This window comes from Photorhabdus tasmaniensis (assembly GCF_011189505.1).
Lineage (GTDB): Bacteria > Pseudomonadota > Gammaproteobacteria > Enterobacterales > Enterobacteriaceae > Photorhabdus > Photorhabdus tasmaniensis.
In genome coordinates, this window is sequence record NZ_PUJU01000007.1 from 46,479 (window position 1) to 71,785 (window position 25,307).

At 45.4% G+C, this 25,307-nt stretch carries 29 protein-coding genes and 1 pseudogene; 2 read left to right on the forward strand and 28 right to left on the reverse strand.

Translation table 11 applies throughout. The annotated features are described in order from the left end of the window. Positions 1 to 188: 188 nt before the first annotated feature. Positions 189 to 2,114 carry a sigma 54-interacting transcriptional regulator gene (locus tag C5471_RS04515; RefSeq protein ID WP_207627199.1) on the forward strand — a complete coding sequence of 642 codons (1,926 nt, stop codon included), beginning with the start codon at positions 189 to 191 and terminating at the stop codon, positions 2,112 to 2,114. Positions 2,115 to 2,534: 420 nt separating this feature from the next. Here C5471_RS04515 and C5471_RS04520 read toward each other — a convergent pair. The 5 genes and pseudogenes from C5471_RS04520 to atoD all read right to left on the reverse strand — a co-directional run. Next, a pseudogene (locus C5471_RS04520) lies at positions 2,535 to 2,849 on the reverse strand (glycerophosphodiester phosphodiesterase family protein); the annotation flags it as partial. Between the two features lie 102 nt (positions 2,850 to 2,951). Next, positions 2,952 to 3,470 carry a sigma-70 family RNA polymerase sigma factor gene (locus tag C5471_RS04525; protein WP_242688566.1) on the reverse strand — a complete coding sequence of 173 codons (519 nt, stop codon included), beginning with the start codon at positions 3,468 to 3,470 and terminating at the stop codon, positions 2,952 to 2,954. Positions 3,471 to 3,670: 200 nt separating this feature from the next. Next, on the reverse strand, positions 3,671 to 3,856 hold the full coding sequence (locus C5471_RS04530) for a hypothetical protein (protein ID WP_166295666.1): 186 nt from the start codon (positions 3,854 to 3,856) through the stop codon (positions 3,671 to 3,673). Further along, entirely contained in the window at positions 3,853 to 4,518 is a 666-nt protein-coding gene (locus tag C5471_RS04535) for a CoA transferase subunit B (RefSeq protein WP_133815294.1), read from the reverse strand. The genes C5471_RS04530 and C5471_RS04535 overlap by 4 nt, the downstream gene beginning before the upstream one ends. Then, on the reverse strand, positions 4,518 to 5,180 hold the full coding sequence (atoD, locus tag C5471_RS04540; RefSeq protein WP_133815295.1) for an acetate CoA-transferase subunit alpha: 663 nt from the start codon (positions 5,178 to 5,180) through the stop codon (positions 4,518 to 4,520). The genes C5471_RS04535 and atoD overlap by 1 nt, the downstream gene beginning before the upstream one ends. Positions 5,181 to 6,292: 1,112 nt before the next feature. On the opposite strand from atoD, the gene cspE reads away from it, so the two are divergent. Then, entirely contained in the window at positions 6,293 to 6,508 is a 216-nt protein-coding gene (gene cspE, locus C5471_RS04545) for a transcription antiterminator/RNA stability regulator CspE (RefSeq protein ID WP_021323801.1), read from the forward strand. 253 nt (positions 6,509 to 6,761) lie between these two features. Here cspE and C5471_RS04550 read toward each other — a convergent pair whose 3' ends face one another. The 23 genes from C5471_RS04550 to sctN form a co-directional block, all read right to left on the reverse strand. After that, positions 6,762 to 7,154: a CesT family type III secretion system chaperone gene (locus C5471_RS04550; protein WP_133815296.1), complete on the reverse strand. Its 393-nt coding sequence runs from the start codon at positions 7,152 to 7,154 to the stop codon at positions 6,762 to 6,764. After that, on the reverse strand, positions 7,151 to 8,134 hold the full coding sequence (locus tag C5471_RS04555; RefSeq protein ID WP_133815297.1) for a YopT-type cysteine protease domain-containing protein: 984 nt from the start codon (positions 8,132 to 8,134) through the stop codon (positions 7,151 to 7,153). Before C5471_RS04555 ends, C5471_RS04550 begins: the two co-directional genes overlap by 4 nt. Positions 8,135 to 8,415: 281 nt before the next feature. Then, entirely contained in the window at positions 8,416 to 9,033 is a 618-nt protein-coding gene (locus C5471_RS04560; RefSeq protein WP_133815298.1) for an HrpE/YscL family type III secretion apparatus protein, read from the reverse strand. Continuing rightward, positions 9,012 to 9,638 (reverse strand): Yop proteins translocation protein K, encoded by a 627-nt coding sequence (locus tag C5471_RS04565; protein ID WP_133815299.1) that lies wholly within the window; start codon positions 9,636 to 9,638, stop codon positions 9,012 to 9,014. The genes C5471_RS04560 and C5471_RS04565 overlap by 22 nt, the downstream gene beginning before the upstream one ends. After that, on the reverse strand, positions 9,638 to 10,375 hold the full coding sequence (gene sctJ / locus C5471_RS04570; RefSeq protein ID WP_071880956.1) for a type III secretion system inner membrane ring lipoprotein SctJ: 738 nt from the start codon (positions 10,373 to 10,375) through the stop codon (positions 9,638 to 9,640). Before sctJ ends, C5471_RS04565 begins: the two co-directional genes overlap by 1 nt. A gap of 6 nt (positions 10,376 to 10,381) precedes the next feature. Then, positions 10,382 to 10,720, reverse strand: coding sequence for a type III secretion system inner rod subunit SctI (gene sctI, locus C5471_RS04575; RefSeq protein WP_133815300.1), 339 nt, complete (start codon positions 10,718 to 10,720; stop codon positions 10,382 to 10,384). Next, entirely contained in the window at positions 10,720 to 11,286 is a 567-nt protein-coding gene (locus C5471_RS04580) for a YopR family T3SS polymerization control protein (RefSeq protein ID WP_133815301.1), read from the reverse strand. The genes sctI and C5471_RS04580 overlap by 1 nt, the downstream gene beginning before the upstream one ends. Then, positions 11,279 to 11,632, reverse strand: a complete 354-nt coding sequence (locus C5471_RS04585) for a YscG family type III secretion system chaperone (protein WP_133815302.1) — start codon at positions 11,630 to 11,632, stop codon at positions 11,279 to 11,281. The genes C5471_RS04580 and C5471_RS04585 overlap by 8 nt, the downstream gene beginning before the upstream one ends. A 2-nt stretch (positions 11,633 to 11,634) precedes the next feature. Continuing rightward, positions 11,635 to 11,901 carry a type III secretion system needle filament subunit SctF gene (gene sctF, locus C5471_RS04590; RefSeq protein ID WP_133815303.1) on the reverse strand — a complete coding sequence of 89 codons (267 nt, stop codon included), beginning with the start codon at positions 11,899 to 11,901 and terminating at the stop codon, positions 11,635 to 11,637. Continuing rightward, positions 11,894 to 12,106: an EscE/YscE/SsaE family type III secretion system needle protein co-chaperone gene (locus C5471_RS04595; protein ID WP_133815304.1), complete on the reverse strand. Its 213-nt coding sequence runs from the start codon at positions 12,104 to 12,106 to the stop codon at positions 11,894 to 11,896. The genes sctF and C5471_RS04595 overlap by 8 nt, the downstream gene beginning before the upstream one ends. After that, positions 12,103 to 13,374, reverse strand: a complete 1,272-nt coding sequence (gene sctD, locus C5471_RS04600; RefSeq protein ID WP_133815305.1) for a type III secretion system inner membrane ring subunit SctD — start codon at positions 13,372 to 13,374, stop codon at positions 12,103 to 12,105. The genes C5471_RS04595 and sctD overlap by 4 nt, the downstream gene beginning before the upstream one ends. After that, the gene (sctC, locus tag C5471_RS04605) at positions 13,371 to 15,218 is read right to left on the reverse strand and encodes a type III secretion system outer membrane ring subunit SctC (protein WP_278250143.1); all 1,848 of its coding nucleotides are present in this window, start codon (positions 15,216 to 15,218) and stop codon (positions 13,371 to 13,373) included. The genes sctD and sctC overlap by 4 nt, the downstream gene beginning before the upstream one ends. After that, entirely contained in the window at positions 15,206 to 15,628 is a 423-nt protein-coding gene (locus C5471_RS04610) for a YscB family type III secretion system chaperone (protein ID WP_133815306.1), read from the reverse strand. Before C5471_RS04610 ends, sctC begins: the two co-directional genes overlap by 13 nt. A 15-nt stretch (positions 15,629 to 15,643) precedes the next feature. Further along, the gene (locus C5471_RS04615) at positions 15,644 to 16,480 is read right to left on the reverse strand and encodes a T3SS regulon anti-activator ExsD domain-containing protein (RefSeq protein WP_133815307.1); all 837 of its coding nucleotides are present in this window, start codon (positions 16,478 to 16,480) and stop codon (positions 15,644 to 15,646) included. 114 nt (positions 16,481 to 16,594) lie between these two features. After that, positions 16,595 to 17,413, reverse strand: a complete 819-nt coding sequence (locus C5471_RS04620) for a helix-turn-helix transcriptional regulator (RefSeq protein WP_133815308.1) — start codon at positions 17,411 to 17,413, stop codon at positions 16,595 to 16,597. Between the two features lie 780 nt (positions 17,414 to 18,193). After that, positions 18,194 to 19,249, reverse strand: coding sequence for a type III secretion system export apparatus subunit SctU (gene sctU, locus C5471_RS04625; protein WP_133815309.1), 1,056 nt, complete (start codon positions 19,247 to 19,249; stop codon positions 18,194 to 18,196). Next, positions 19,246 to 20,034 (reverse strand): type III secretion system export apparatus subunit SctT, encoded by a 789-nt coding sequence (gene sctT, locus C5471_RS04630; RefSeq protein ID WP_133815310.1) that lies wholly within the window; start codon positions 20,032 to 20,034, stop codon positions 19,246 to 19,248. Before sctT ends, sctU begins: the two co-directional genes overlap by 4 nt. Further along, positions 20,031 to 20,297, reverse strand: coding sequence for a type III secretion system export apparatus subunit SctS (gene sctS, locus C5471_RS04635; protein WP_021323784.1), 267 nt, complete (start codon positions 20,295 to 20,297; stop codon positions 20,031 to 20,033). Before sctS ends, sctT begins: the two co-directional genes overlap by 4 nt. A gap of 2 nt (positions 20,298 to 20,299) precedes the next feature. Next, the gene (gene sctR / locus C5471_RS04640) at positions 20,300 to 20,953 is read right to left on the reverse strand and encodes a type III secretion system export apparatus subunit SctR (RefSeq protein ID WP_133815311.1); all 654 of its coding nucleotides are present in this window, start codon (positions 20,951 to 20,953) and stop codon (positions 20,300 to 20,302) included. Further along, positions 20,950 to 21,876, reverse strand: coding sequence for a type III secretion system cytoplasmic ring protein SctQ (sctQ, locus tag C5471_RS04645; protein ID WP_133815312.1), 927 nt, complete (start codon positions 21,874 to 21,876; stop codon positions 20,950 to 20,952). Before sctQ ends, sctR begins: the two co-directional genes overlap by 4 nt. Beyond that, positions 21,873 to 23,246 carry a type III secretion system needle length determinant gene (locus C5471_RS04650; protein WP_133815313.1) on the reverse strand — a complete coding sequence of 458 codons (1,374 nt, stop codon included), beginning with the start codon at positions 23,244 to 23,246 and terminating at the stop codon, positions 21,873 to 21,875. The genes sctQ and C5471_RS04650 overlap by 4 nt, the downstream gene beginning before the upstream one ends. An 11-nt stretch (positions 23,247 to 23,257) precedes the next feature. Continuing rightward, on the reverse strand, positions 23,258 to 23,722 hold the full coding sequence (locus C5471_RS04655) for a type III secretion protein (protein ID WP_133815314.1): 465 nt from the start codon (positions 23,720 to 23,722) through the stop codon (positions 23,258 to 23,260). Beyond that, positions 23,719 to 25,044 carry a type III secretion system ATPase SctN gene (gene sctN, locus C5471_RS04660; RefSeq protein ID WP_133815315.1) on the reverse strand — a complete coding sequence of 442 codons (1,326 nt, stop codon included), beginning with the start codon at positions 25,042 to 25,044 and terminating at the stop codon, positions 23,719 to 23,721. The genes C5471_RS04655 and sctN overlap by 4 nt, the downstream gene beginning before the upstream one ends. Positions 25,045 to 25,307: the final 263 nt, after the last annotated feature.

Below are 25,307 nucleotides of genomic sequence, written 5' to 3' on the forward strand. Positions count from 1 at the left end.
GTCTGACTGTATTAATGCGAGAGCTGTGCCAAGTTATACTTTTGGGCGGAGGTTAATTTCTATCAAATTGAAAAATAACATTTAATGTTTATGAAAATTTTTTTGTGGAGATAAATTGAACTGCTGGGACGTTACGATTTTTCGTAGTATTATGAAATCCCATAACTTAAATTATGAAAATTCATAGTATGAATACAACTGACTTTATCTCTGACTGGGTCGTTTCTGAAGATTCGATTCGCCCGTTGGTGTTTGAACACTCGTCACAGGCATTAATTGTGCTGGACCCACATCAAAACCGGTTTATTGATGTAAATATCAGTGCTACTAAACTATTACGTTATGAACGTCATGAAATTATTCAAAAAACGGTAACTTCCATTTTTGGTCATTTCAGACAACTGCCATACCTTATGGCATTTACCGAAGGCGCTTTAGCAAAAGGTTGGGCTTGGAACAATGAACTGTATACCTTGGATAAAAATGGTGAAAAAATCCAGTTGGATATTACTTCTATTTCATTGCCCTATAAAAACAAGACCTTGCTGATATGGTCGTTGATGGATGTCAAAGCTTTAGAACTGCGCCAACTCAATAAAAATGCCGGTAAAGTCATCAGCATAGGTTTAAAAGAACAGCAAACCTTGCAAGAACTGTTTATTGACTCCGACACGGGCAAGCATTTATTGCTGAGTTCAGTCGGTGACGGTATTTACAGTATTAACAAACAAGGCTTATGTACCTTTATTAACCCTGTCGGGGCTAAGATGTTGGGATTGCAACCTGAAGATACACTGGGTAACAATATCCATCAAATTCATCACCATACCCATGAAAATGGTGCCCCCTATCCTGAAGAAGAGTGCCCGATTTATGCGGCGGTACATGATGGCATTGTACATGAAGGTATTCAGGAAATTTTTTGGCGCCGTGATGGCAGTTGCTTTCCAGTGGAATTTACCAGTACCCCAGTGATTCGTCACAGTGAAATTATTGGCGCGGTAGTGGTGTTCCGTGATATTACCGATCGGCTGAATACCGAAAAACAACTGACCCATGCCCTTGAAGAACTGCAAGATTTAAAAAGCCGCCTGGAACAGCAAAATGAATATTTGCAAGAGGAGATTTTACAAGAAAATCAATATCATGAAATTATTGGCAGCAGTACATCCATTTTACAGATTATTGAAAAAATCGAGGTGGTCGCCTCAACTGATGCCAACGTGATGATTTATGGTGAATCCGGTACAGGCAAAGAACTGATTGCCCGAGCCATTCATCAATCCAGTCACCGTAAACAGCAACCCCTTATTCGGGTCAACTGTGCTGCCATTCCTTCGGAACTGTTTGAAAGTGAATTTTTCGGACATGTCAAAGGTGCATTTACTGGGGCTGTGCGTGACCGTGTCGGACGTTTTGAATTGGCAGATCAGGGCACACTGTTTTTAGATGAAATTGGCGAAATTCCTATAGAGCTACAAAGTAAACTGCTGCGTGTATTGCAAGAAGGAACCTTTGAGCGAGTCGGCGAAGAAAAAACGCGGCAGGTGGATGTGCGGATTATTGCCGCCACCAACCGCAATTTAAAAGAAGAAGTTAAACACAAACGATTTCGTGAAGACCTGTATTTCCGTTTAAATGTATTCCCGATTTATGCCCCTGCCTTACGTGACCGTAAAGAAGATATTCCACTGTTGGTTACACACTTTACGAAGTTGATTTGTGACAAGCGTAAAATTAATTATCTCCCATTTTCACAAAAGCATATTTTGGTGCTACAGCAATATGACTGGCCTGGCAATATCCGTGAGCTGCAAAATGTCATTGAACGCGCACTCATTACCGCAAAACAGGGGACGGTTTCCTTCAAATATTTGCTGGAACAAGATCAACAGCAAAATGAAACTACGTATCAGAATATTCACAATGAACTTCAACAAATCGAAGGTGTGCTGACTATGCAACAGCTGAAAGAGTTAGAAATTAAAAATCTCTCTCTTGCCGTTAAACAATGCAAAGGGAAAATCTTTGGTGATGGCGGTGCGGCAAAATTGTTGGGAATGAACCCAACAACATTGATCTCACGTTTAAAGAAATTGGCGATTGATTATTAAAAATCTTATCTTGAGCTTGGAAAATGCGCCTCATATGTATTAACACCTTTTTATGGCATTCTGGATGCTTAAGGGACGGTGCTATTTTTGAGTATCAATACCGAAGGCCGAAGGTTAGAAAAAACTTGGGCAATGTTAAACCAGGTTTGTCAGCGGCCAAAACCCGCAGAAAACTGCGGGTTCTATTTTGTCTGTGTGGGGAAAGTGTTCTTTCAAAATGATTACTGGAGGCGTTTCTTTCTGGGAACCCCAAATTCTTATTTTGTTTTAAAAGTACTGAACAGCTTGGGAGAATCCACCAGCACACCATCGGCACCAAGCTCTTTAGCCTGTTTGAAATCTTCTTTGGTTTTAATGCCAAATAAAATGATGTTTGCACCACCTTTAGCACGGAAACACTTCATTATTGCGAAATGGATGATCACTATCAGAATCAAATTTGTAACCGGCATCAAATTTGGTCAACTGACTTGCGTTATAGGCAGAAACAGGCCCACTTTCATTGGTTAAGCTACTCAGATCTGATGGACGATAGAGCACAGGAATACCCTCTTTTGCAAGCTGAACGGTTATCCAGATGGCATCCGCTTTGTTCTCTAAGGACTTGGAAATTGCATATTCTGTATTTTCAGGTGCATCACCTGTGCCAGCACGGTGAGCGATGATTTGTGGTGTTGTTGCTAAAGCGCCGGCAGAGCAGCAAAGCAGGATTGCAGCGGTAATTCCGTGTCGCATAATTTTCCCCATAATGTCCAATTATAGTTAAATTGAAATAATTCAATTTATTTATGATTTCATAAAGAAATCAATTTTGAATGTAACACGGCTTGGTGAATTTTAAATGAAAAATTGAACTTTTTTACATTTGTTATGGGCTTGTTGCAGATACTGTTTCACTGAACTGGAAGAAACTTGAAGCTTATCAGCGATTTCGTTGTAATGCAGACCTTGTAGTTGTGCCAGCAGGAAAGCTTGTTTTACCCGGTTGGGTAATTTATCAAGAGTGATATCCAGTTTTTCAAGCTGTTCAAATGTAACCAATCTGCTTTCTGTCGAAGGTATGGTCGTTTCTGGTATGGAGTTTATATATTGCAGGTAGCGTTCTTCCGTTTTTTTCCGGCGGTAGTAGTTAGCAACCAGACAGCGAGCCACAGTTGCCAGAAAAGGCCGTGGTTGACGGATATCTGACAGATTTGAGCCGGACAGAACATTCAGGAATGTATCTTGAGTCAGATCTTCAGCATGGCAGGGACAGGAGACTTTATGGCGTAACCAGTTGTATAACCAGTCATGATGTTCAAAGTAAAATTGTTGCGCAAAACTATTAATTTCAGGCATGGCTTTCTGGGTTACCATTATGATTTCCAATAACTTGTGAAAATGATAATGATTATTATTTAAATGTAAGCATTAACTGTCAAGTTGTTGTCATCAAGTGAGGTTCCCTTATGGCATTTTGCTGCAATCAGATGGTTTTTAAAACCGGGAAAAAGCGCATTAAGTGTGTCATGAAAAAACAGATAAAACCTTAATCATTAAAGGTAAAAAGGCAGTGGTTAAGGGTTTTTCAACGCAGGTAAAAAATTCAATGTTATACTGACATTAAGAGAGAAAACATCAGGAAAAACGGGTGTTAAATTGATTAATAAGGTAAGTGTGGTCAGCGGTGTAGTAAGGTCTAGTCGATCAAGGGGATAACCGCTGACAAAACCAGTCAGTATGTTGTCAATATGACCAATCATCCTCTATTTTGCTGCATTGGAACGGACATGACTTTGAGATCGTGTGCGACGCTGAATTTTGCTTCGGTTTTTTCCTGTAGAGTTTCTAGTGTGATACCTGGCGCATGTTCTTTCAGGATTAACTGCCCCTGTTCAAAGTAGAAGACGGCCAGTTCGGTGACGATCATCTTGACTTTGTTGACGGCGGTTAGCGGCAGGGTACATTGCTTGAGGATCTTTGCGGATCCGTCTTTGGTGCAGTGTTCCATTGCAATAATCACTTTGCGGGCACCCGTAACGAGATCCATCGCCCCACCCATACCGAGCACCATTTTTCCCGGTATCATCCAACTGGCTAAGTTGGCATGTTGGTCAACTTGCAGAGCACCTAGCACACAAGCATCTATGTGACCACCGCGTATTAAAGCAAAAGAGAATGCACTGTCAAACATGGCGGCTCCGGGCAGGATACCACAGGGTTTTCCACCGGCATTGACCAGATTCGGATGAGGTTCTGTAACGGGGCCAAGGCCCAGAAAACCATTTTCTGACTGTAGGGTAATATGAATGTTATCGGGCAGATAGTTCGCGACTAGCGTGGGAATACCGATGCCGAGGTTAACAACGTCGCCATCTTGTAGTTCAAGCGCGATACGATGGGCAATAAGTTGTTTGGCGTTCATTATGAATTTCCTCTCGGATAAACGATGTAGTCGATCAGTGCGCCTGGTGTCATAACGCAGTCCGGTGCGATCTCACCCACTTCAACCAATGCATCCGGCTCGGCAATCGTGCTATCCGCAGCCAGAGCAATAACCGGGTTAAAATTACGGGCGCTTAACTGATAAGTCAGGTTGCCCTGATGATCGGCAAGATGAGACTGAATCAACGCCAGATCAGCACGCAGTGGGAGTTCCAGCAGATAGTCTGTTCCGTTGAGAGTCACTTTTTGTTTTCCGGCTTCTACAAAGGTACCGACTCCAGTAGGGGTCAGGAATCCGCCCAAACCTGCGCCACCGCACCGAATACGTTCGATCAATGTTCCCAGAGGAACCAGTTCCACCTCTATCTCTCCAGCAATCATTTGGCGTCCAGTTTCCGGATTAGTGCCAATATGTGAGGTGATAACTTTTTTCACTCTGTGGTTGACCACAAGAGGGCCAATGCCGAAGTCGACACGGCTAGTATCGTTGACAATTAGAGTCAGATCTTTTACACCAGTGTTTAGTAATGCGGTGATTAAACGAGGAGGCGTACCTACGCCCATAAAACCGCCCACCATGATGGTCATGCCATCATAAAAATGCTCGGCGGCTTGCTGTATGCTAATGAGTTTATTTTTCATCAGTTAGCCTCTGGAAAATCCTGTCTTTTAGGGTGAGGAGAAGGCGGCTTTCCTACTAAAACGATTAATTTCTTCATTTTTACATTTTCCTATGTAGTGTGTGATGTTACGCAACGAGCATACTAATATCGGTTTTATTCAGCTTACACTGATGTTCAGTGATATCTTCGGTGGTGAGGTTAATATCGTGATGCCACTATGGATATAGACAGAAATGGCTCCATGGTTGGCGTTTTCTGCCATAGATTCATTAAACGTTTTAACTTCGCACAATGCTCTGGATAGTGTATTTACGCTGTCAGCGATCTTGCTAGTTTCCCGTTTAGGGCATCCCTTCCTTCGCTCTCAAATAGATGGAAAATGATAAATATATCTAAAGATATTATTAATGTGATCACTTTTCCGTGCAGGGTGTGCAGTGAAAATGTTGTTAATGCATTGTAACAAACAGGTAAGACTGAGAGCATGAAAACCAGAATGTTAGCGATAGCAGGCTCTATGTGACAGAAATACCGTGATTGGGAGTATAAATTGTTACAGAGTGAGAACAAGAGGAGAAATAGAAAAATGTGAAGAAATTCTAATGCATGTAACTTGCTTTAGTCTTATAGGTGTATAGAGTAAGAATAATTTGTTAATACCGACAGGTACGGCATCGTATTTAATGTCGTATCTTAATTTGGCGAGAATCCATTTAGACTTTTATACATCTATTCAGTCGTTCTCCATTGCGGGCGATAAGATTTTGATGAAGTATTAAGGCCATATGTATTAGCGTCTTGTGGTGCAACTCTAATCACAGCCTTATCCTGCACTCTTAGCTTTTTTGGTCATCAAATTGATATTTCAGCAATTTTCGAAAAGGGAAATTCAAATAGAAAAAATAAATGAAATTAAAATTTGCTAAATGTCAGTAAATATGAGTTAATAGCATCACTGGTTTGGAAGTACAGACCTACTTTATGAAAAGCAAGTTAAAGCAGTTCACCATTTAGCGTTATCCCCGATACCACTTCATTGCGAATTCCTTCTAATTAGTACCCATAAGTAAAACTGAAAAACAGACCTAAACATGCCTTATGGCAACTTAAATAAATTTAAAGGAAAATTCTATGTCTAATGCAATGACTGGTTCAGTAAAATGGTTCAATAACGATAAAGGTTTTGGTTTTATTTCTCCGAAAGATGGTAGCAAAGACGTTTTTGTTCATTATTCTGCAATTCAGAGCAATAATTTCAAAACGCTGGAAGAAGGTCAGGAAGTTTCATTCTCTATTGAGAATGGCGCTAAAGGTCCATCAGCGGTAAATGTTATCGTATTATCTTGATTTAACTTAACTGCTTAAATCCATTAACGACTTTACGATAGCGATGAAGGTGAAAGCCTGAGCAGTTAAAGTTGTTAATAGTAAAAACCCGCTTAATTGCGGGTTTTTTGCATGTGTATTCGCCAAAATGTTACATACTATTCCTTGCCTATATAGAAAAAATCCGGCACAAGAAATGTATACCGGATTATCCTATAAAGGGCGCTAAATCTTGAGGCCTCCATTGAGCTTATAGCTCGATAGCCGTCTCTTTTCAGACCCGCATCAGGGAAGGAGGAGGAAGATCTTTGGGCTGGTGAGTGGCAGGTGCAAGGCGTTGTTCAATGTCGTCAATGAAACGCTCTAACCAAGCCTGTAGTTCGACCACATCCACCTCGGGTAAAGGGCGTTGTGACCACAGGATTGCTTGTCCATCCAGATCACCTTGGACATGGGCGGGCCAATGTTGTCCAAAAAGGTTGTTAGAGCAGCTAACTTCGGAGCTTAATTCGCAGAACAGCTGTAACCAATTATCGTGATGGCAGCCAATCAGTACCTGAAAACGTCCGTTGACCTCCAAAGTGTAGATGCCATCGTCGGTAGGGGACACAGGGAGGCTGAGTTTGGAGAACAGGGTTTCTACTAGTTGGTGGTAGTCGTGTGTCATTGTGTTTTAGGCTCGTAGTTGAGAACTTGGAAATGTTGTCCCAGACCGATTTCCTTGTTATACATGGACTTGGACCAGAAATCCTGAGTGAACCAGCTGGAGAATGAGGTTTTATCCGGGAAATTGAACTCGCCGAAGTTAGGATCGAAGAAGGTGACCCCTTTTTGGTCATCTACATAAGCTGCTACTGTGTGGCCCGCCATCTGCCCTGAAAAACCGATCTTCTTGTAGCTAGAACCCGGCTCACCTGTGTCCAGGATGGCGTTTAGCAGGTCTTTTGTGCCATTGCTGCCGGTTTGACCATTGACTTCGATTGGACGCTTGTAATCAATTGGCCCGTTGGCGCTTTGATAGGTTATCGTCTTCATGCGCGGTTGGATGCCGTTTTCACTGAGCCAGGATTCGGTCATGGTATCTTGGTCGGCATCCTGGGCTATGCCATCCATCTGTAATTGTTTGATGGAAACCAGAGAGTCGATATGGAACTGACCTTTTTGACCCCCAACATAGAGTTGGTCAAAGACGCTCTCACCTTTGGCATGGGCGCTTATCCAGTGGGCGGATATGGATTCACAGACGCCGCCAGCGGTGTCTTGGTGTTTCATTATTTGGTCTAGAAAGGCACCTTTGGTTTGGGCAAATTTGAAGGTGACTTCGCCGCCATGCTTATCCGCAGAATCCCGAACGCTCCCCAGTTTAGTGCTGACCGCAAAGTGAATGATTCGGTCCATTATCATGCTGAAAGAGAAGCGGCTCTCCTGGTTTTTCTTGCCGTCGGTTGTCAGCTGGCGATCGAGCATAGAGTGGCCCGGCAGGTTGCGTTGGATCGTGGCCGAGAGACGTTCCAGCAATCCAGGTCTGGGGGAAGAGACTTTCAGTGATCGGCCAGAGAGTTCCCCCTGAGGCTGGTTAACAGCTGTGGTGTCGAGTTGTTGGGTAGGAAATATTCTTTGGTGATTAATACTTGAGATAGGAGACAATGGTCACTCCTTGAACGTTTTTTGTGGGATTATTCCAGGGAATATGAGCCTGGATATCAGATAGAGTGAATCATAATGTTTTGTCGAAATAGAGAATATTAATAATGGCAGAAGAAATTTTCATTTTCCGTCGAAAACAAGTTGTGTCTCTGGAATGTTGTAAAACTCTCATTCCAGAAAGATCCCAACTCTCTTTTTTTATGGATGTTTCAGAAATAACGAATTCCTTAGTTATTACGCCAAGAATGTCTTTTTTTCCATCCGTTTAGGTGGCGAAATAGTCAACTCTGCCATTGATTATTAATAGCGGACATGAGTGCGTCGAGTTGGCTATCTAAGCTGGCATCAATGATCCCGACTTCTGTTTCCAAAATGCAGCCGCCCTGATCGAGGCGATCATCCGCCGTGACTTCTAAGTAGCCGATCTCAGGAAAGTCTTTATGTACCCGGGATATTTGTTCCCGTACTGTTGTGGCCTGTTCAGGATTAACCCGCAGGATGACCTGTTTTTGGTTGCTGACTAATGAAAGAGCTTCACGAACCACCTGTAAGGTAAGGGAAACCTGGTCATAATTCTTTAGGATTTTACGAACAGCTTGCAATACTACATTGCTCATTTGCTGCTCGACCTGTCGGTAATATTGCTGACACTGGAGCTGAGTCTGGTGAATCAAATTGGCTTGTTCTGCACGGGCAGCATCAATACCGGCCTGCCAGCCTAACTCTTTTTGTTGCTCATAAACGGTCTGGGCTTCTCGTTCAATTTCTTGAGCCTGGACTCGGGCTTCATCAAGCAGAGACTGGGCGCTGAGACAGGTTTGATAGTCTGTTTTACGTAGTATCAGAAGTTCAGGAGAAAGTTGAAGATGCTCTTTTGTTATTTTAATAAAAGGTAACATTCTGTATTCACTTGTTTAGCCAATTTGAGACACAATGCCTGTGCCAGTGGTCGTTCTGCCTGGCTGATAGGCCAAGCCGGGGGATTGTCATGAGGGGGAAGCCGTAAGCTCAGGCGTTTGGCGAAATCGGCAGGAAGTGGCTCCATAGCCATTAGCCAGAACTGTAAAGCACTGATACGAAAATAGTTCGCATTGATTGTGGTTGGCAACGAACGTTGCCAACCAGCCGGCCAGTTACCGATGATGATGTCGAGATATTTTAAGCAAAAGTGATGCCCCTTTCTCCCAAGCGCGTCATGTAAATGGCGAAGCTCTGCTGCCAACAGGCAATGGCGAATAGCTTGCCCGTGCAGTAAGGCTCCCAGCCAAGTCAGAAGCTGTTCTAAGTATGATTGCTCTAGCAGGGCAATGTTTCCCAAGCCGGCTGGCAACTCATAATCTACATTCAGGTCAAATTGAGTCAACAGTAGGCCATTGATCCTGGGAGAGCTACGCCATTCAGGAAGGGAGGACAAGACTGAAAGCCAATCTGGTGATAGATGGTCCGCATGAATATAACTGGCAGGGCAAAACCGAAATTGGTAGGGTGTTAATGCTGTTACCATTATTGCATCCTGCTTCGGTGCCACAGGAACTGAGCCAGATTGCTGATGAATAACAAGGCTAACAATAAAACCAGAATTCCGATCAGGCGGCCTTGTGATTCTTCAGTAACCTGGATAGAAAATAGTGTGGAATAGCGCGGTGCTAACGGTACCTGCCGCACGCCCGCCGCAGGAACTAATACGACGCTGATGCGGTCATAACTCAGTCCTTCGATGCTGTTATTGACCAGCTGCTTTATCTGAGGAATATAAGTATCGAGTTGAACGTCAGCTGCGTGTTTAATAAACACAGAAGAAGAGGCCGGCGATAACTTTTTCCCCAGTCTATCTTGTTCCTCCGGTAAGACTACATGTACCCGTGCGACGAGTACACCGTCGATTTCCGAAAGCGTTCGGGCAATCTCCTGCGCTTTGGCGAAGTTGAGCCGTGCCCGTTCTTCTACCGGCGAGGAGATAAGGCCGTCTTTAGGGAAGACATCTTGTAAAGAGGAGAAGTTCTCCCGTGGATATCCTTTACGCTTGAGTACCTCGACAGCTTGTGCAACATCGGATTCTTCCACTAATAGCTTGATATTGTCATCTTTATCTGGCTGCTTATCAGAGGAAATTCCTGCTTCCCTGAGCAAGGCCAGCATTTCGTTGCCTTCTTTTTGGCTAACTCCAGTATAGAGTTCGATTTTACATCCTGTTAGCATGAAGACAGCTAACAGGATGCAGATTATAGGATGTTTCTTCACGGCTCCTCACTGGGCTTTCATTAGGGTTTCAACGTTTTGATTCAATCGTCCTACTGTTTTGGCAATCAGCTCTTCTTGTAGGGTAATCCGCATTAGAGACCACTGCATTTGCATCAGGCTGTTGGGATCACTGCCGGGGACGGCCAGCTGTGCTTCCAACTCTTGTTTAGCCTGAGTAATTTGTTGTTTATACTGGCCCAATTCGCTGATCAGACTGTTTCCAAGCCCCTGATCTTGATTGGACATAGCCAGTTCAAAATGTGCAACATTTTCGGCACTGGCCTGAGGTGTGTTGAGTTCATCCAGGCTGGTTATCAGTGTCTCGCTTATTTGTGGCAGGTCCATTATTCCTCCAAATCGAGTTTATGTGAGTTTCGGATCAGGTTATCCACCATACCGTTACGGGGGATAAGTGTTTGCAACTCACGTCGGATTAGGTCACTCAGGTACTCATTACCGTCTAGAGATTTAATCTCGCTGAGTACCTTGAGAAGGACCGTTTCCTGTTGTCGGCCTGTGGGCGCGAATTCACGAACAATCGCTCTGAATTCTGGTAAATCCAGTTGTGGTTTGACGGGCAAGGTCAGGCCACCAAACTGCGACCACAGATGTTTTTGTACCGGGGCAATAAGTTTGCCCTCTAACTGAGCACGTTGAGAGGGCTGGCTATCAGTTGATAAGGTCTGATGCCATTGCCAGACGATTTTTCGCTGGATCGCTGGATTGAAGTCACCTAAAACTTCTTCCAGAGACGCTCCTTGCATCCAGCGTTGTTGTCGCTCTTTCAGCGTCTGTTGATCAGGCATGAGTTCCAGTGCTTGATCAAAGTCTTGCTTGTTCTTGGCAGTGATTGAAGGCTGTACTGTTGGTTGTGACAGCACATTATAAGATGGCCCTTCGATCCTATTCATGAGTCAGTTGCTCTCGCATACCATCAACAAAAGACAACAATTGTGGATCGTCACTATCAGCCATTCGCGTTAGTCTCTGCTCTAGGGCTGAGGCCAGCCCCAGACGCCATTCACATAAAGCCAGCCAAGGTTCCAGACTGGGCCAGGGAAGATCCCGGCCAAGATCCAGAGCCTGTTGATATTTACTTTGGTTCGTTAGAGAAGAGAGCCGAATTAGATTTGCGGCTTCTTGCCCTTCCTCATTTAACATTAGCCAGTCGGCAATAGCATTGGCTTCGTCATGGCAGTGGTGGCCGCTTCCAACCAGAGCGATATCTGCCAGTAGCCCTTTGAATGAACGTGTCATGATTAGATCTTCTGTAATATGCCTTGCATCAGGTCTTTCATGGACCGGGTGACAGTGGAGTTAATGTTGTAGATGACTGACCACTTGTTAATCTTGTGTTGTAACTCAGCGAGCAGAGCGGGGTTATCAGGACCGTCGTTAAGGGCGGCAATGGCATCATTGACGCCTTTGTTGGCTGCGTTGGCTTGATCCTTCAACTGGCCAGCAACTGCATCAAGTGTGTTCACTGTTTCTGCGGAAGTAAAAAGTGTAGTGCTAGTGCTAGCCATGATGGCCTCCTTCTGTTGTGTTAAGTATTGTGATTGCAGCTTGGATGGCGTCAGCCTCTTGCTGCCATTGTTGGTATTCTTGTACCGAACCTCCACGTCTCAGGCGTTGTTTGATATCGTTCAGCGCCTGAGAGAGGCGGTGTTGAATTTCGTTGACATAAGCGGGATCAGCACCGAACAGTCGTGCCTCCAGGGATGTCATCATAAAGTTGGGCTCCTGTTAAGTTTGACGATAAATTGCCGTTCACCTTTGGTAATAACAATGGCATCTCGACGGATAGCTTCGATCCTAAAACCATTTTCTGTTGTTGCTCCAACGGGATAACGCAAGTTATTTTTGAGTACTACATAAGGCACACGTCCCAGAGAAACCGCCCGGACATCGAAATTGAGCTCATCATTGAGGGAGAGTCGGTTATTATTTAGTAGTACAAGGATTGGTCGGTTGCCAAATTCTTGTTTAAATACCTGCTGTAAGCGGTAGAAATTGTGAGTCTGGAGCTCATCCAGTTGACCTGTGAACTCAATACGATCGCTTTTGTCCTTGTAGGTCAGCGTGTTGGGTAAATCATGTTTAGCCAATAGCATATCCAGACGCTTGAGATGACCACCGGTTAGCATTGTCTGGTTTTCTATACCAAGTAGGCCCGGAACGTCGCGTTTGAGCAATGATTCAATGTCGTTCCACTGTTGGTCAGGGTCAGTTAATTCTCCTGCAAGGCGGATCCAGCCGGGTTGTTTGCCATTGCTGCTTTTGATCTGGGTATAACCTAATTTTTGTAAAATGAAATCTACCCCCTGACGTAATTCCTCCATAGTACGTAACTCCAGTCGATAACTGAGAGAATGAGTATCAAGATATTCTTGCAATGCTAGACGTTGGTAGTTGTGGTCCACATAACCTTTTAGCAGCAGAGGCCCGTTATCAGGCATCATTTGCGCACTAACCTGACGATAGGCTGAATCGTCATGGAGAAAACGGCGTAGTTCCTGTTCAGCCATACCATGGGATGGATTGTGCCGTTGCCACCCTTCATGCCCAAGCAGTGCCAAGAAGCCCAGTGCCAGTACCAGACAGAGTATCAACATCCCGCCGGCAACTCGGCTGCGATTTTTCCGGATGGGACGCTGGTGTAGTGTGATTGCAGGCTCGGCAAGTTGGTTCGGGAATGCCTGTTGTTGATCGCAGAAAGCCCACAATAACGGCCCTACCTCTTGACGAGCCAGCGCTTGCAGGGAAGCCCCCGGTGACAGGGGTTCGCCATTCTGACTTGGTGCTGTTTCACCGGCCCATTCCAACAGGCGGATTGAATCTGATTCTACTTCTAAAATGAGATGCATAGGGGCAACATCTTCATCCACCAGAACGATATCTGCCTGTAAGGGGTCCGAGCCGATGGCTAAACGCCCTTCAGCTAAATTGACCTCAATACTTTTATTCAGTCCGCGGTAGAAGCGAATTTTCCAACTCATCTGCTCGCCTTATTTTGCGCACGAACACACCAGGTTTCCTTAAGTGAACATTGTTGTTCAATGACTCGCCATCCGTAAGTTTTGCCCATTCGGCATGAGGCTAAAAATGAGCTTTTACCTGCTTGCCGTAGCGTTTCTTGTACTTGGCGGGCCGGGGATAAAGATTGGCATTGTGAACCGCTCAGTACTTTACTCAGAGAAACGCTCTGATTAGAGATATCTTGTGTTGCCAGTAACCGATGGCGTAGATCTTGTCCATTACCCAATGCCAGATAATGAGCTATCCCACTATCAATGAGCCGTGGTTCAATAATGAACAATCGTACTGAACGCCGTACCTGCTCAGTGGTACTGCGGAACAAAACACCCAGGTAGGGGATATCGCCTAAAAATGGCACTTTGCGTAGGCTTTCATACATTTCGTCACGGTAAATGCCGCCGATCAGTAGGCTTTGCCCATGCCCAACTCTGGCAACGGTATCGACAATGGTTCGGCTGATGGTAGGAATGCCATCTGGGCCTGAGCTGTTGGGCTTCTGGTTACCGTCTTCAATGTGCAGACTCAGGCTGATTTCAGGAGAATCCCCTATTTGGATAACTCTGGGGGTCATACGTAGCATAGTGCCATAGGTGAGGCTCTTAAGTTCGGCGACCCGTTCACCATTAACTTTTACGTAATAGGTTTCATTATGGTCAATAACCGCTTGGGTGTTCTCCTGAGTAAGAAGCGTTGGGCGGGAAACCACCTGAGCGCTGCCTTTGCTCTCTAACAGGGTTATTTTTGCCAGCAGGTAATCCAGGCCTCGGCGATCAACTAAGCTACCCAATGCTGCTGAACCGATGCTTTCCACTTTTTCCTTTTTCTCATTTTTTTCCCGGGTGGTGGTGATATCGATAAGATGGCGCGGCCCGGTGTTGATGCCTACCTGCCAGTCAACACCCAGCTCTGAAAGGTTGTCAGCGTTGATATCGACGATGGAAAGTGCGACTTCAATGCGGGCAGAGGGTTTGTCCAGTGCGTTGATTAAATGTGCGTACATGGACATCCTTTCCGGGTTGTCTCGTACAATGATTGCGTTTAGAGACGGTTCCGCCTGTACAACAGCCCGGCTTGAATGGTTTCCTCCCATAGATGATGTTGTTTCACCAGTGACAGCCGCCACATTGGCATCACTCAGCAAGCGGGAGAGAATAGTGGCGATACCAGGTGCTTCAATATTGCTATCACGATACTGGATCTGGCGATCTGTAACTGAGGCATATTTGAGTGGGAAAATCTCCACAGTTAACGCCCCGGTTTTTTCGCTACGCAGCAGTGATTGCTGTTCCAGTGCAGATGCAGTCTGATCGACCAGTTCAAGATAACGGGGAGGGCCTGATACGTAAACCAGTTGGTTGCCTGGATCAGGACGCCAGCCAAAACGGGGTTCCCAAATACCGGAACGTTTCAGGGCTTGCTGTAGCTCTGTTGCGTTGGTTTGCTCAAGTTTAAGGAGACGTGATTGTATTTCGCTGTTTTTAAATACGTAAAGTACACTCCCATCGTAGTACCAGACTAGGTTATAGAGAGAGGATAAATGTTGCAGGAATTCCTGAGGGCCATCTTGTTCAAAATGACCGTTAACCTGATCGGTCACCTTATCACTGACAATCACTGATGCGTCATAGTTAGCACCGAAATTAACCAGCACATCCCGCAAGCTTTCTCCTTTTGCCAGATAGTCATAAGGCATGGGCAGCCAATCCAGATCTTGGCTAAAAGCCGAAGAGAGCATCACACTACTGATGCTCAACGATAACAGTAAGGAGCGGCACAGCCGTTGGAACTGTTTCATGGCTGCCATATAACTTGTTTCCATTGAGGGGAAGATTGCGTTTCCGATAATAAGTTCATGGTTTGCTCCAGTAAATCGACATGCATAGCTAGCATTTGTTCTAGGATTTGAATATCCAGACTGTCAGGATCAAGGCGAGCTTCCAGAATAAGATTTTCTGATTCATCCAAGGTCAGTGCGTGGGGAGTATGACGTCCCCAACGAGTGACCTGTTGCAGCAGTGTCTTCAATAGTTCGGTGGCTGATAAATCTTTTGGGTTATGGCGCCAGTTTAGAGGGCTGGATAATACAAGTGCAGTTCCTTGTTGGCGAAGAAACAGGTTGTAGTTATCAATGTGCAAATGGTAATGCCCTTGCCCATCGGAAACAAAAGGCTTCTGGCCCAAGCGACTGGCCAGATGATTGAGTAGAGTTTGCATATTTCCTCTAATGATTTAGGTCGTCGTCGATTGCCAATAAAAACTGTCCTGTGGCAGGCACAGGGCACGAGCGCAGAGCCATTGTTGTAAGTGGATAGCCGCCGCCCTGTCATATTTTAAGGTGGTCAACCATGTCCAGCAGGGAGACAGCACTTCAGGAACCGGGGTGAAAACCGCCAGATTGTCGTCGGTCTGGAGTACATCCAGACCGGTAAACCAGTTGGGCCATGCTTCATAGGCCTGGTTTTCCGCTGTCAACAGCAGTTTTTCTAATAGTTTCTTGCGTTGGTTGAGCGCTGTTTGCAAGGATATAACCTCTTGATAGTGTTGTTCCCGGCATTGAGATGACAGGTTTTCAACCTGTTGCCAAAAATGCGCCTTAGCACGCAGTTGCCGTTCTTGAATCTGCAACTGATCAAGTTCGATGAACCAGAGTTCTATCTCTGGTTCTAGCAGGCGGAGCCACCAATCAAATAGTGGCTGTAGTACCCAATACTGTAAAAGATGTCTGTCGGCAAGGTTAATGTGGTTACCCAGTACCGTGTCCCAGTCACATTCTGACTTTGCCGCCGCTCTGATTAGCTGTTGCAAGTCATTACGCTTCAACGCTTGCCCACAATTTAGCCGTCTGCGAAACCAAACAGATTTCATTAAGCTTTCCAGAAGATGTCTGGGCAAAAGACGTTGTAACAGAACAAACTGTTGGTTATTGATAATGTCTCTATTCTGGTACTGAATAGACGGCGATTTTCCGAGCAACTGTTCTCGGCGCGGGATCCCAGACTGCATGACAGAGATCTTGCGGCCGAGAAACATGCTGGTTCGAGTCTGATTATGGTCTTGCTGGCTCATGCTATGCTCATCTTGCTGCTAGTCACTCTTGTCGATTAGATTAGGAATGGCCTTATTTTATCTGTCAGGCCAATGGTTAACTTGTAAAAAACGTCAGATTATTTTAGCCAATCGTTACTCTTTGCCATACCTGGCACGACTGGGGGTGCAATCAAAGCGTCTCCGATAGCTTTGAGTAAAGTAGGATTGGCTGGAGAATCCGGCTTCCATTGAGATATCAACAATACTCATCTCACTATTGAGTAGTAGCTGATGTGCATAAAGAATACGGCGCTCGCTGATCCAGGCTCGTGGTGATATGCCGTATACGGAGCGGAATAGCTCCTTGAAAGTGGTTAATCCCATGCCGAATTCTTTAGCGAATTCGCTGAGTTTCCATTCTTTGAGGTAGTGATTTTCCATAAAGCTCTGTAAACGTTCTACCTGGCGATTGCTTAGTTGTCGTAATACTGACATGAGCAAAATCCCTTGCTCCCCAAAAGACATCAACAACAGCAATTCTTCCGTTCTTAATTGACCCAAGGCTGGGGGGTAATCATGAGCCAATAGATCGACCAGCCCATTAACACTTTGAGATAACAGAGGAGATGAGGTAAATGCAATCAATTCGGGTGCTGGCACATTGTGTCGCTCGACTTCACTGAGCAGAGTACCAAAACGTTGCAGAAAACTATGAAGGAAAGTTGTACTCAACGGTAACCAGAGTAGCTTGCAGGTATTACTACGCGTTTTTGCTGCGTAACTGCCACGACGAACAAAAAGCAGTTCATTATGAGAGAGATCGTAGGTATTGGTACTGTCCTGCCATGTCATCTCACCTTCGAGCAGGATATATATCCCTTCCTGATGATGTTCTATAACGTTGAAGGCAGGCATGCTACGCTGGAATAGAGTGATATCCATTCCCTTCCCTGATGTTGTGATGCCATTCATTTTATTGTCCTGGATCTATTGGTGTTGTCTTAAAAAAATATAAATTACGTTATTTTTATTGATATTAAATATATGTTTTCTTTGGTTTTTACTACCTGCAATAGACAGGAAGAATAGTTTTATGTGTTTAACGGGATAGCGAGTTATAAGGTCTTTTAATTAAAACGGTTTTTCTTCTGGTGGCATATTAATGTTCTCAATCTGAATAATAGTATTATTCTCACATTTTATAAACAACAGATGAAAAGCGATCAATTCTTTTTACATAGTAAAGATTGCCTGTAGATTCCTCATTCTGAGTCATAAGTTGGGCTTTGTATTCTGTCTTGATTATTAGTTTTCTCCTTTTTATTCAGATAATGTATAGATGATTCAGAATACGTCAATTATTGTCATGGTCATCTGAGTATTAATTGATTAAAAGGCTCAGAAGTCAGTGTGTGTTAAAATCTAATAGCTCAAATGACCCACCGCATACACGCATAATAGTAGATCACTTGATAAGAAATTCAAATCTGGTTTGAACGATTTTATCAATCGATAACAAGAAAGAATCAACCTAACCGAATTGGATTGTTTATTATAATATCGTTTAAGGAATGATTAGCTATTAGCAGTCATCTTTATTTATCTTAAATTTGTTACAATTATGTGATTTGGTCGTAATGAAATTAAGAAACGAAGCCATCGGCAATAATCGAAATATAGCAAACATTGACTTATGGTATTGCCAACAAATCGCATTTTACACCTGAGAAACGTCTATTTGTTGAGAGCAGGTTACGATTCAGGAGAGCGATCTTGCCACTGTTCTAGCCAGCGTAAAACTTCTGCGGTGGCTTGAATGAGATCAGCAGGGATATAGTTATCGATGAGGCCATCCTGATAAAGTGCCCGTGCGAGAGGGATTCGCTGTAATACTGGAATACCTTCCTCTTCGGCAATACGCCGGACTTGCAGGGCCTGCGCCTCAGTGAACTTGAGCGTAATAAGAGGTAAAGGTGTTTCTCCTTTCTTGTAGCGGATACCGACGGCAATATGAGTTGGGTTGGCAACGATCACTGATGAATTCTTGACGCTGGCGCGCATATTGCCTGATTGTAATTCCTGGTGAAATTGGCGTCGCTTGCTTTTGATCTCCGGGCTGCCTTCACTCTCTTTATATTCGCGCTTGATCTCGTCTTTGCTCATTCTGAGCTGCTTGATATGTTGGTAGTGTTCGAAGGCATAATCGGCAATAGAAATGACGATAAACCCGATACCACATACGGTCATTAGCTGAGTTAACATCATACCGAGCACAGGGATAATACATCTTGTCCCACACTCCGGCAGGTACAGTAGCGCCTGTAGATTACCTTCTAGGGTAACCCAGACTAGGATACAGAGCAGCGTCACTTTGAGTATTGATTTGATGAATTCCACCAAGCTCTTGATAGAGAAGATTCTTTTGGCCCCTTCAACAGGATTGATCTTTTTGATATCAGGCTTGATAGAATTTCCACTCAACAGGAAGCCGTATTGGGCAAGGTGTGATGCTAACGATAACAAAGCGGAAACGCTCAGAATTGGTAGGCAGAGGTAGACCAGCTCCTGCATCAGGTTTTCAACGACATGATTGAAGGCTTGGGGAAAGGGTTTCTCCAGCAGACTAGCCGGGATCAGCATCAATTTACTCAGATGTTCCAAATAGTATTCGGACATGACCATGATCATACCGATCAGCCCCAGGATTAAAGAGGTCGATACTACTTCGTTGCTTTTGGTTACCTGTCCCTTTTTTCGAGCATCTCGGAGTTTCTTGGGTGTAGGCTGTTCCGTCTTTTCTCCACTCATGGTGCCTCCAGGACAGGAATTAACATGCGTACAGGAGAAAGCGTTAACAACACCTTATCATAAGCATGATGCATCAGTAATCGGATATAGATAACCAGTAACAGGCTGGCAATTGCGCTCTTGATCGGCATCGCCAATACGAAAACGTTGAGAGATGGAGCGAAACGGCTAATCAGTGCCAGCCCGAACTCGGCCAGGAACATGGCGATTAATAAAGGGGCTGCCATCAGGATACAAAGTTGCAGTAGATAGCTGAACTGACCATAGAAAAAACTGATCCACTGGCTGGTAATATGGGGAAACAATTGCGCTACCGGCCAACTGTTATAACTCTGGTATAGGGCACCAAGCAGACTAAGAAAAGCGCCGCCGGAGAAAAAAAGCGTGATCAGAGTTTGAGTCAATAGCAGACCTGTGGGTGAAGTTTGGCTTCCCAGAGAGGGGTTAAGTACCGAAGCCATTGTTGCTCCCCGTTGGTTATCGATAATAAAGCCAGTGGCTTCCATTGCCCAAAATGGAATAGAAGCGATAAAGCCGATTAGCAGACCAAGCAAGACTTCCTTACCGAGCAGCAGCGTCAATTCCAGGCTACCAAATGTTGGCAACGGGTTACCTGCTACTGTTGGGTAAGCATAGAGTGCCAGTGAGCAAGCCACACCGTTACGGATCAGTCCACCGCCCAGCATCTGTTTGCTGAGTACAGGAAATATCACAAAACAGCTCATAATGCGGGGTAACAGCAGGGTATAAGCAAGGATTTGTTGCTGGAGCTCTGGTAGGGTCATTTGATCAGTGGCACCTTGAGAAAGGCCATGTTGGCGAAGCTGTAGAGCTCGTTGCCAAGCCAGGTAGCCGTAGCGAACAGGGTGATAATGACAGCAATTAATTTAATGACAAAACCCAGCGTTTGTTCTTGTATTTGGGTAAGTGCCTGGATCAATGAGACCAATGTTCCCACTGCGGCGGCCATCAATACCGGTGGCAGGGAAAGAATTAACACTAGCCAGAGCGATTGGCTGGTGAAATGCAGAATATCAGCATTACTCATATTCAGGCTCCATAACTGATGACAAGGCCGTGTGTCAGGCGTGTCCAGCCATCAAGCAGGACAAATAGCAGTAACTTGAAAGGAAGAGAGATGGTCATAGGGGAAACCATCATCATCCCCATTGCGAGCAGGATGTTAGAAATAATGAGATCGATCGCAATAAACGGCAGATAAAGAAGAAACCCAATTTCAAAAGCTCGGGTTAATTCACTGACTGTAAAGGCTGGCAGCAGGATCAGCAGGCTATCTGGTTCCAGTCGGTCCGCATATTGGCTTGGCCAAATCTGTCGGGTGCTATCGATAAAGAAAGTGCGCTCACTGGGCTTAATATGTTGTTTAAGAAAGTTCCGGTAAGGTGCTATACCTTCTTCCATAAATTTTTCTACCGATTTAGCGTTACTGAATGAAACTTCATTCTGGCGCAGATAATCTTGAGTAGCGAAACCCACTGGGGCCATGACATAGATAGTGAGGATAATCGCCAATCCATACATAGCCATGTTAGGTGGGATTTGTTGTACTCCCAAGGCGTTACGCAGCAAAGAAAATACCACTGCCAATTTGAGGAAAGAGGTGGCCATCACCGCAATAAAGGGGAGCAGAGCCAGTAAGGCCAGCCCGATGATAAGATCCAACTCGTTTGGTAGTTGGATCATGATTGTTTCTCCGTAAAGAGATGTTCAACTTTTACACCCAGACGCCCCTGAATATCTACCAACCGCCCTGAACCAAGGCATTTCTGATTGACGAGAATACGTACTTCACCGTCTGGTGGAACACCAAGATCGAGTAATGAACCGGGTTGCAGACTGGTAAGCGTATGTAAATCCAAGGTCTGACGACCAACCTCGAAACTGACATGAACCTCCAGGCTGTTTAAGTCCGTTACCGGTGTACTGTCAGGAGTGTCAGGAGAGAGTGTGTGCATAGTGATTAACTCCAGTTTCTGTTCATGGTATTTAAAGTAGGCCCAAGGTCGCCCTTCCAGATGTGCTAACAGAGAAGCATCTGGCTGTTGCTGTGGGGACAGTAGCAGTACATCCCCTGGTTCCAGGGTATGAAACTCGTCTAAAGTCAGGTTTATTGCTCCCCATTGCAGAGACAGTTGTAATGGAATGGGCAAGTACTCGTTTGGTTGACGTTTTGGCAATATGGCAAATAAGGGCGAGGATTCTGGTAACCAGAGTGGTAATGTGGCACCTGGCCGCTCAAGGCGTAGTAATAAGCAGGCCGATAAAGAGAGTTCTGATATGGTTCTCAGCGCGGACCATGACAGATTTGGTAGTGTTTTGCTTTGGTATTCCATCAGTGCCAGCAACAGATCCTGAGGGAGTGAGGCCAGATCTGCTTGTTGTAGATCAGGGGCGAGCCACAGAGCCAGCTCGGTTGCATGGCAGTAAAAAGAGAAAGTATGTCCCTTCCAGTGGGCGATCAGCACCTTGTCCAGCGTTTGGGGAGGAGAAACGATATCCAGAGTGAGATGACCATTAGCCCAGCTAAATTGTTGCTGATGACGGCTCAGGGTTTGACGCAGAGTCAATTCTGCCAATGAGACTTTGGGTAGGGTCAGGCTATTCATGCATCATTTTTCCATTCTTCATATACGCTGCGACGCTGGCGTGATCCGTGCTCGCTATCCGTTTGAGATGGGAGAGAGAGTTCGACAGTTTGTGTTGGATAAAGAAGCTGTAGACGTTCAAGCAGCTCAAAGCGTGCCTGCTTCAGTTGTTGTTGGGCTGCCGGGTTCGCCAAAATCTCTATTTGAAGTTTGCCATTCTCATTGGTTAGTTGAATCTCAAGAGCACCTAGGTTAGGGAGTGTCAGATGTAATGTTGGCGGACGTTGCTGCCGTGTTAGTTCGATACTGATCTCCACACTCAATTTATCGATCAGCGCCTCCAAAAGTGGGGAAATGGTTGAAGTTGCTTGCATTGTAGCGAGTATGCGCTCGCCTGGGAGGAGCTGTGTTTGTGGAAAGAAGGGCATTTTCCCGTCTAATTCACCAGGATAGGAGGGCTGAATGTCAGACTCTTTTGGCTTTGATGCCAATAAATGGAATGTCTCGATTTCAGTAAGGATCTTTTTTTCCGTGATGCTGATTTCATTAACATGGGGAACAGGGAAAACCAGACCTGCCTGCTGGCGAGGAAGGATGTTTTGTTCTTGTGTATTTTGCTGAAATCTGGATATGCCGGGCGTTGTTTGCGCCACTGCATAATATACCGGTTCATCATATACCGGTTCATCGTTTGCGTCTTTCTGTGCAGGAATAGCTGTTGTGTCAGGATAGACCGCAACAGAGGACATGATATCAACCGGTTTTAGGTTAGGGGCTGGGGTGTTCAGGTCTGGCTGGCACGCAAGGATAGCGGGTGCTGACAGAGACTTTTTTATCTCGATAGCGATCTCATCGAGACGATCAACAGAGGGCAATAAGCTTTTCTTCTGATTTTGAGGTAGTGCGGGTACATCTTGGCTTGGTAATGGATGAGGCACAACCGCAGGTGTCATGTTGGCCGGCTCAAGATTGGGAGTGTGTACTGGGAGGTCAGGCGTCGCCAGAGAGTTTGCCCTTATATCATCATGTTCTTGGGACTCTTTTTTTTGCTCTAGGTTAGCTTGGTTCTCTTCTCTCTTATGTGAAAAAGAAGAGGTGCTATGGTATGGCTGGGGTAAGGCGTGTCTGCGTGGATCATCAGTTGCCTTGTGTGTGGAGTCGAATGGCGAAAGTTCCTCATTTGCGTCATGTGTGGAATGTAGATCCGCTGTTTTGCCATTTCTGGTCGTGTCGGTTAATGGTTGATCCATCCGCCGTGTTGTTGACTGGCGCGTATTGGTGGCATGAGAGGCAATAGCCTGCTCAAAACGGCGCTGCAAATCTGTGTCTGCCGCTGTGGGGGACGTTGGGAGGAAGGGGACACCTTTGCCGATAGCTGTCAATGGGTTCATGCTTTTCTGTTTTACACTCTTTCTTGTTGGCGATGGAACTCTTCTTGTTCCCGCTCTTCCTGGTATTCGTTTTGGACACGGATCGCCTCTTGTTCCTGGCGGCCCAATTCGTTAAATTTTTCCTGCTGCTGACGTGCGTGGTGCAGTACACGTTGGCATTCTTGTAGTTGACGCAGTTCCAGTTCCACTTTTTCGGCCATTTCAGCGACTTCCTTTTCTAACTGCGCTTCATTTTCGCGTAACAGGGCAACTTGTTGTTGCCAGCGTTCAAGACCTTTGCGGTCAATGGGTTGGCCTTGACACAGTTTAAAAAGCCGTTGCTCTTCTTCTATTCGCCATTGACAGTAATCTTGCGAGGCTTGCAAAGCTTGTTGATGGTGTTGACGCGTCGTTTGAAGTTTCATTTGTTGCAAGGAAAAATGTCGTTCAGCGCGTTCAACACGTAGTGCTTTTATACGTTGTAAACGGTTAATCATTGTTTCGTTATCTGCTGCAATAGCGCTAAAGTTTGCGGCAAATCACTTGTTTCATGAGTGCCTTGGCGTAACCAACTACGTATTGCTTCAATGTGTGCAATGGCATTGTCGGCAACGGGATCTTGCCCCTTCTTGTATTCTCCGATCTGTAACAAAAGCTCAACTTCTTCATACTTAGCCAGCCAATGACGTAACAAACCAGCCTGAGCCAGGTGTTCAGGAGTGATAATCTGGTTCATCACCCTGCTGGCGGAACGTAACACATCAATAGCTGGATAATGGTTAGCCGCAGCCAGCTTGCGTGACAAAATAATGTGACCATCAAGGATCGAACGGGTCTCATCCGCTACGGGTTCTGTCATGTCATCTCCTTCCACTAATACAGTGTAAAGGGCGGTAATTGAGCCTTTGTCAGATTGACCGGCACGTTCCATTAACCGTGGTAACGCCGCGAAGACTGACGGTGGGTAACCTCGTCGGGTTGGCGGTTCGCCGGCAGCCAGACCTATTTCTCGTTGCGCGCGGGCGAAACGGGTCACGGAATCCATCAGCAGGAGTACACGTTTACCTTGATCACGGAAGTATTCAGCGATTGAGGTCGCCACAAATCCTGCCTTAGCCCTCTCCATCGCTGGACGATCTGAGGTAGCGACTACCAGCACTGAACGTTTCAGCCCTTCTTCGCCCAGATCCGATTCGATAAATTCCCGCACTTCGCGGCCACGTTCACCAATGAGTGCCAGCACAGTAACATCAACTTCAGCGTTACGAATCAACGTAGATAACAGCGTACTTTTGCCACCGCCCGCAGCGGCAAAAATTCCCATACGCTGACCTTCACCACAGGTTAGCAAGCCGTCAATAGCCCGCACGCCGAGTGAGAGTGGGTGCTCAATCCGTTTGCGACTCATGGGTGCCGGAGCATCCCGATAAACCGGATACAAAGCTTGTGGTTCCGGCAACTGTCCGCCGGAAAAAGGATTACCCAGTCCGTCAAGGATTTGTCCTAACAGGTAATCACCTACGCCAACCTGATGCATGGCTCCGGTTGGGCTCACTTCAGTATTTGAAGAGATACCAAACATTTCGCCAAGAGGTGTCAACAGGGCTTGATGTTGTTGGAACCCAATCACCTCAGCCAGGAGGGATAGTGTATTGTCAGGATTGCGTAAATGACAAAGTTCACCTATCCGCACACCGGGGATGACAGCCTTAAGTAATGTACCCGTGACTTGAGTAACCCTGCCGCGAATCTGAATGAGTCGACATTCATTAATAGCATGGCGCATTTGGCCGGGAATATGGTCAAGGGAAAGCTTCATGATCGTTTATATAACCTCTGCTGCGAGTACTATAAAGAAGGGAAAGGGGAAGGGATTGCAATCTGAGTCGGGAGTTTTTAGAAAATGGTTGGAGTTTGCGTAGCTGTTCCCAGCTTTGATCAGTGAAGCTTCCCGGTTCATGGGTTGCTGCTTATGCTTGATGCCTCTTATATCAGCCTCAGTGAGGAAATAACGATGAATCCTATCCTTGGCGATAGGTTATGGCGGATTTTGCTAAAAATTCACGGCTGATTTTGGCATAG

Bases quoted from the DNA above. Each gene is read 5' to 3' on its own strand.
- sctF (WP_133815303.1), bottom strand. From the start codon at position 11,901: ATGGCTAGCACTAGCACTACACTTTTTACTTCCGCAGAAACAGTGAAC.
- C5471_RS04550 (WP_133815296.1), bottom strand. From the start codon at position 7,154: ATGACACACGACTACCACCAACTAGTAGAAACCCTGTTCTCCAAACTC.
- C5471_RS04610 (WP_133815306.1), bottom strand. From the start codon at position 15,628: ATGCAAACTCTACTCAATCATCTGGCCAGTCGCTTGGGCCAGAAGCCT.
- C5471_RS04585 (WP_133815302.1), bottom strand. From the start codon at position 11,632: ATGACACGTTCATTCAAAGGGCTACTGGCAGATATCGCTCTGGTTGGA.
- C5471_RS04580 (WP_133815301.1), bottom strand. From the start codon at position 11,286: ATGAATAGGATCGAAGGGCCATCTTATAATGTGCTGTCACAACCAACA.
- C5471_RS04620 (WP_133815308.1), bottom strand. From the start codon at position 17,413: ATGAATGGCATCACAACATCAGGGAAGGGAATGGATATCACTCTATTC.
- sctD (WP_133815305.1), bottom strand. From the start codon at position 13,374: ATGAGTTGGAAAATTCGCTTCTACCGCGGACTGAATAAAAGTATTGAG.
- C5471_RS04655 (WP_133815314.1), bottom strand. From the start codon at position 23,722: ATGATTAACCGTTTACAACGTATAAAAGCACTACGTGTTGAACGCGCT.
- C5471_RS04530 (WP_166295666.1), bottom strand. From the start codon at position 3,856: ATGATTGGTCATATTGACAACATACTGACTGGTTTTGTCAGCGGTTAT.
- sctR (WP_133815311.1), bottom strand. From the start codon at position 20,953: ATGATCCAACTACCAAACGAGTTGGATCTTATCATCGGGCTGGCCTTA.
- atoD (WP_133815295.1), bottom strand. From the start codon at position 5,180: ATGAAAAATAAACTCATTAGCATACAGCAAGCCGCCGAGCATTTTTAT.
- sctS (WP_021323784.1), bottom strand. From the start codon at position 20,297: ATGAGTAATGCTGATATTCTGCATTTCACCAGCCAATCGCTCTGGCTA.
- C5471_RS04565 (WP_133815299.1), bottom strand. From the start codon at position 9,638: ATGGTAACAGCATTAACACCCTACCAATTTCGGTTTTGCCCTGCCAGT.
- C5471_RS04525 (WP_242688566.1), bottom strand. From the start codon at position 3,470: ATGGTAACCCAGAAAGCCATGCCTGAAATTAATAGTTTTGCGCAACAA.
- C5471_RS04595 (WP_133815304.1), bottom strand. From the start codon at position 12,106: ATGATGACATCCCTGGAGGCACGACTGTTCGGTGCTGATCCCGCTTAT.
- sctN (WP_133815315.1), bottom strand. From the start codon at position 25,044: ATGAAGCTTTCCCTTGACCATATTCCCGGCCAAATGCGCCATGCTATT.
- C5471_RS04560 (WP_133815298.1), bottom strand. From the start codon at position 9,033: ATGTTACCTTTTATTAAAATAACAAAAGAGCATCTTCAACTTTCTCCT.
- C5471_RS04615 (WP_133815307.1), bottom strand. From the start codon at position 16,480: ATGAGCCAGCAAGACCATAATCAGACTCGAACCAGCATGTTTCTCGGC.
- sctQ (WP_133815312.1), bottom strand. From the start codon at position 21,876: ATGAATAGCCTGACCCTACCCAAAGTCTCATTGGCAGAATTGACTCTG.
- C5471_RS04650 (WP_133815313.1), bottom strand. From the start codon at position 23,246: ATGAACCCATTGACAGCTATCGGCAAAGGTGTCCCCTTCCTCCCAACG.
- C5471_RS04535 (WP_133815294.1), bottom strand. From the start codon at position 4,518: ATGAACGCCAAACAACTTATTGCCCATCGTATCGCGCTTGAACTACAA.
- sctU (WP_133815309.1), bottom strand. From the start codon at position 19,249: ATGAGTGGAGAAAAGACGGAACAGCCTACACCCAAGAAACTCCGAGAT.
- sctI (WP_133815300.1), bottom strand. From the start codon at position 10,720: ATGGACCTGCCACAAATAAGCGAGACACTGATAACCAGCCTGGATGAA.
- sctT (WP_133815310.1), bottom strand. From the start codon at position 20,034: ATGACCCTACCAGAGCTCCAGCAACAAATCCTTGCTTATACCCTGCTG.
- cspE (WP_021323801.1), top strand. From the start codon at position 6,293: ATGTCTAATGCAATGACTGGTTCAGTAAAATGGTTCAATAACGATAAA.
- C5471_RS04515 (WP_207627199.1), top strand. From the start codon at position 189: ATGAATACAACTGACTTTATCTCTGACTGGGTCGTTTCTGAAGATTCG.
- sctC (WP_278250143.1), bottom strand. From the start codon at position 15,218: ATGGCAGCCATGAAACAGTTCCAACGGCTGTGCCGCTCCTTACTGTTA.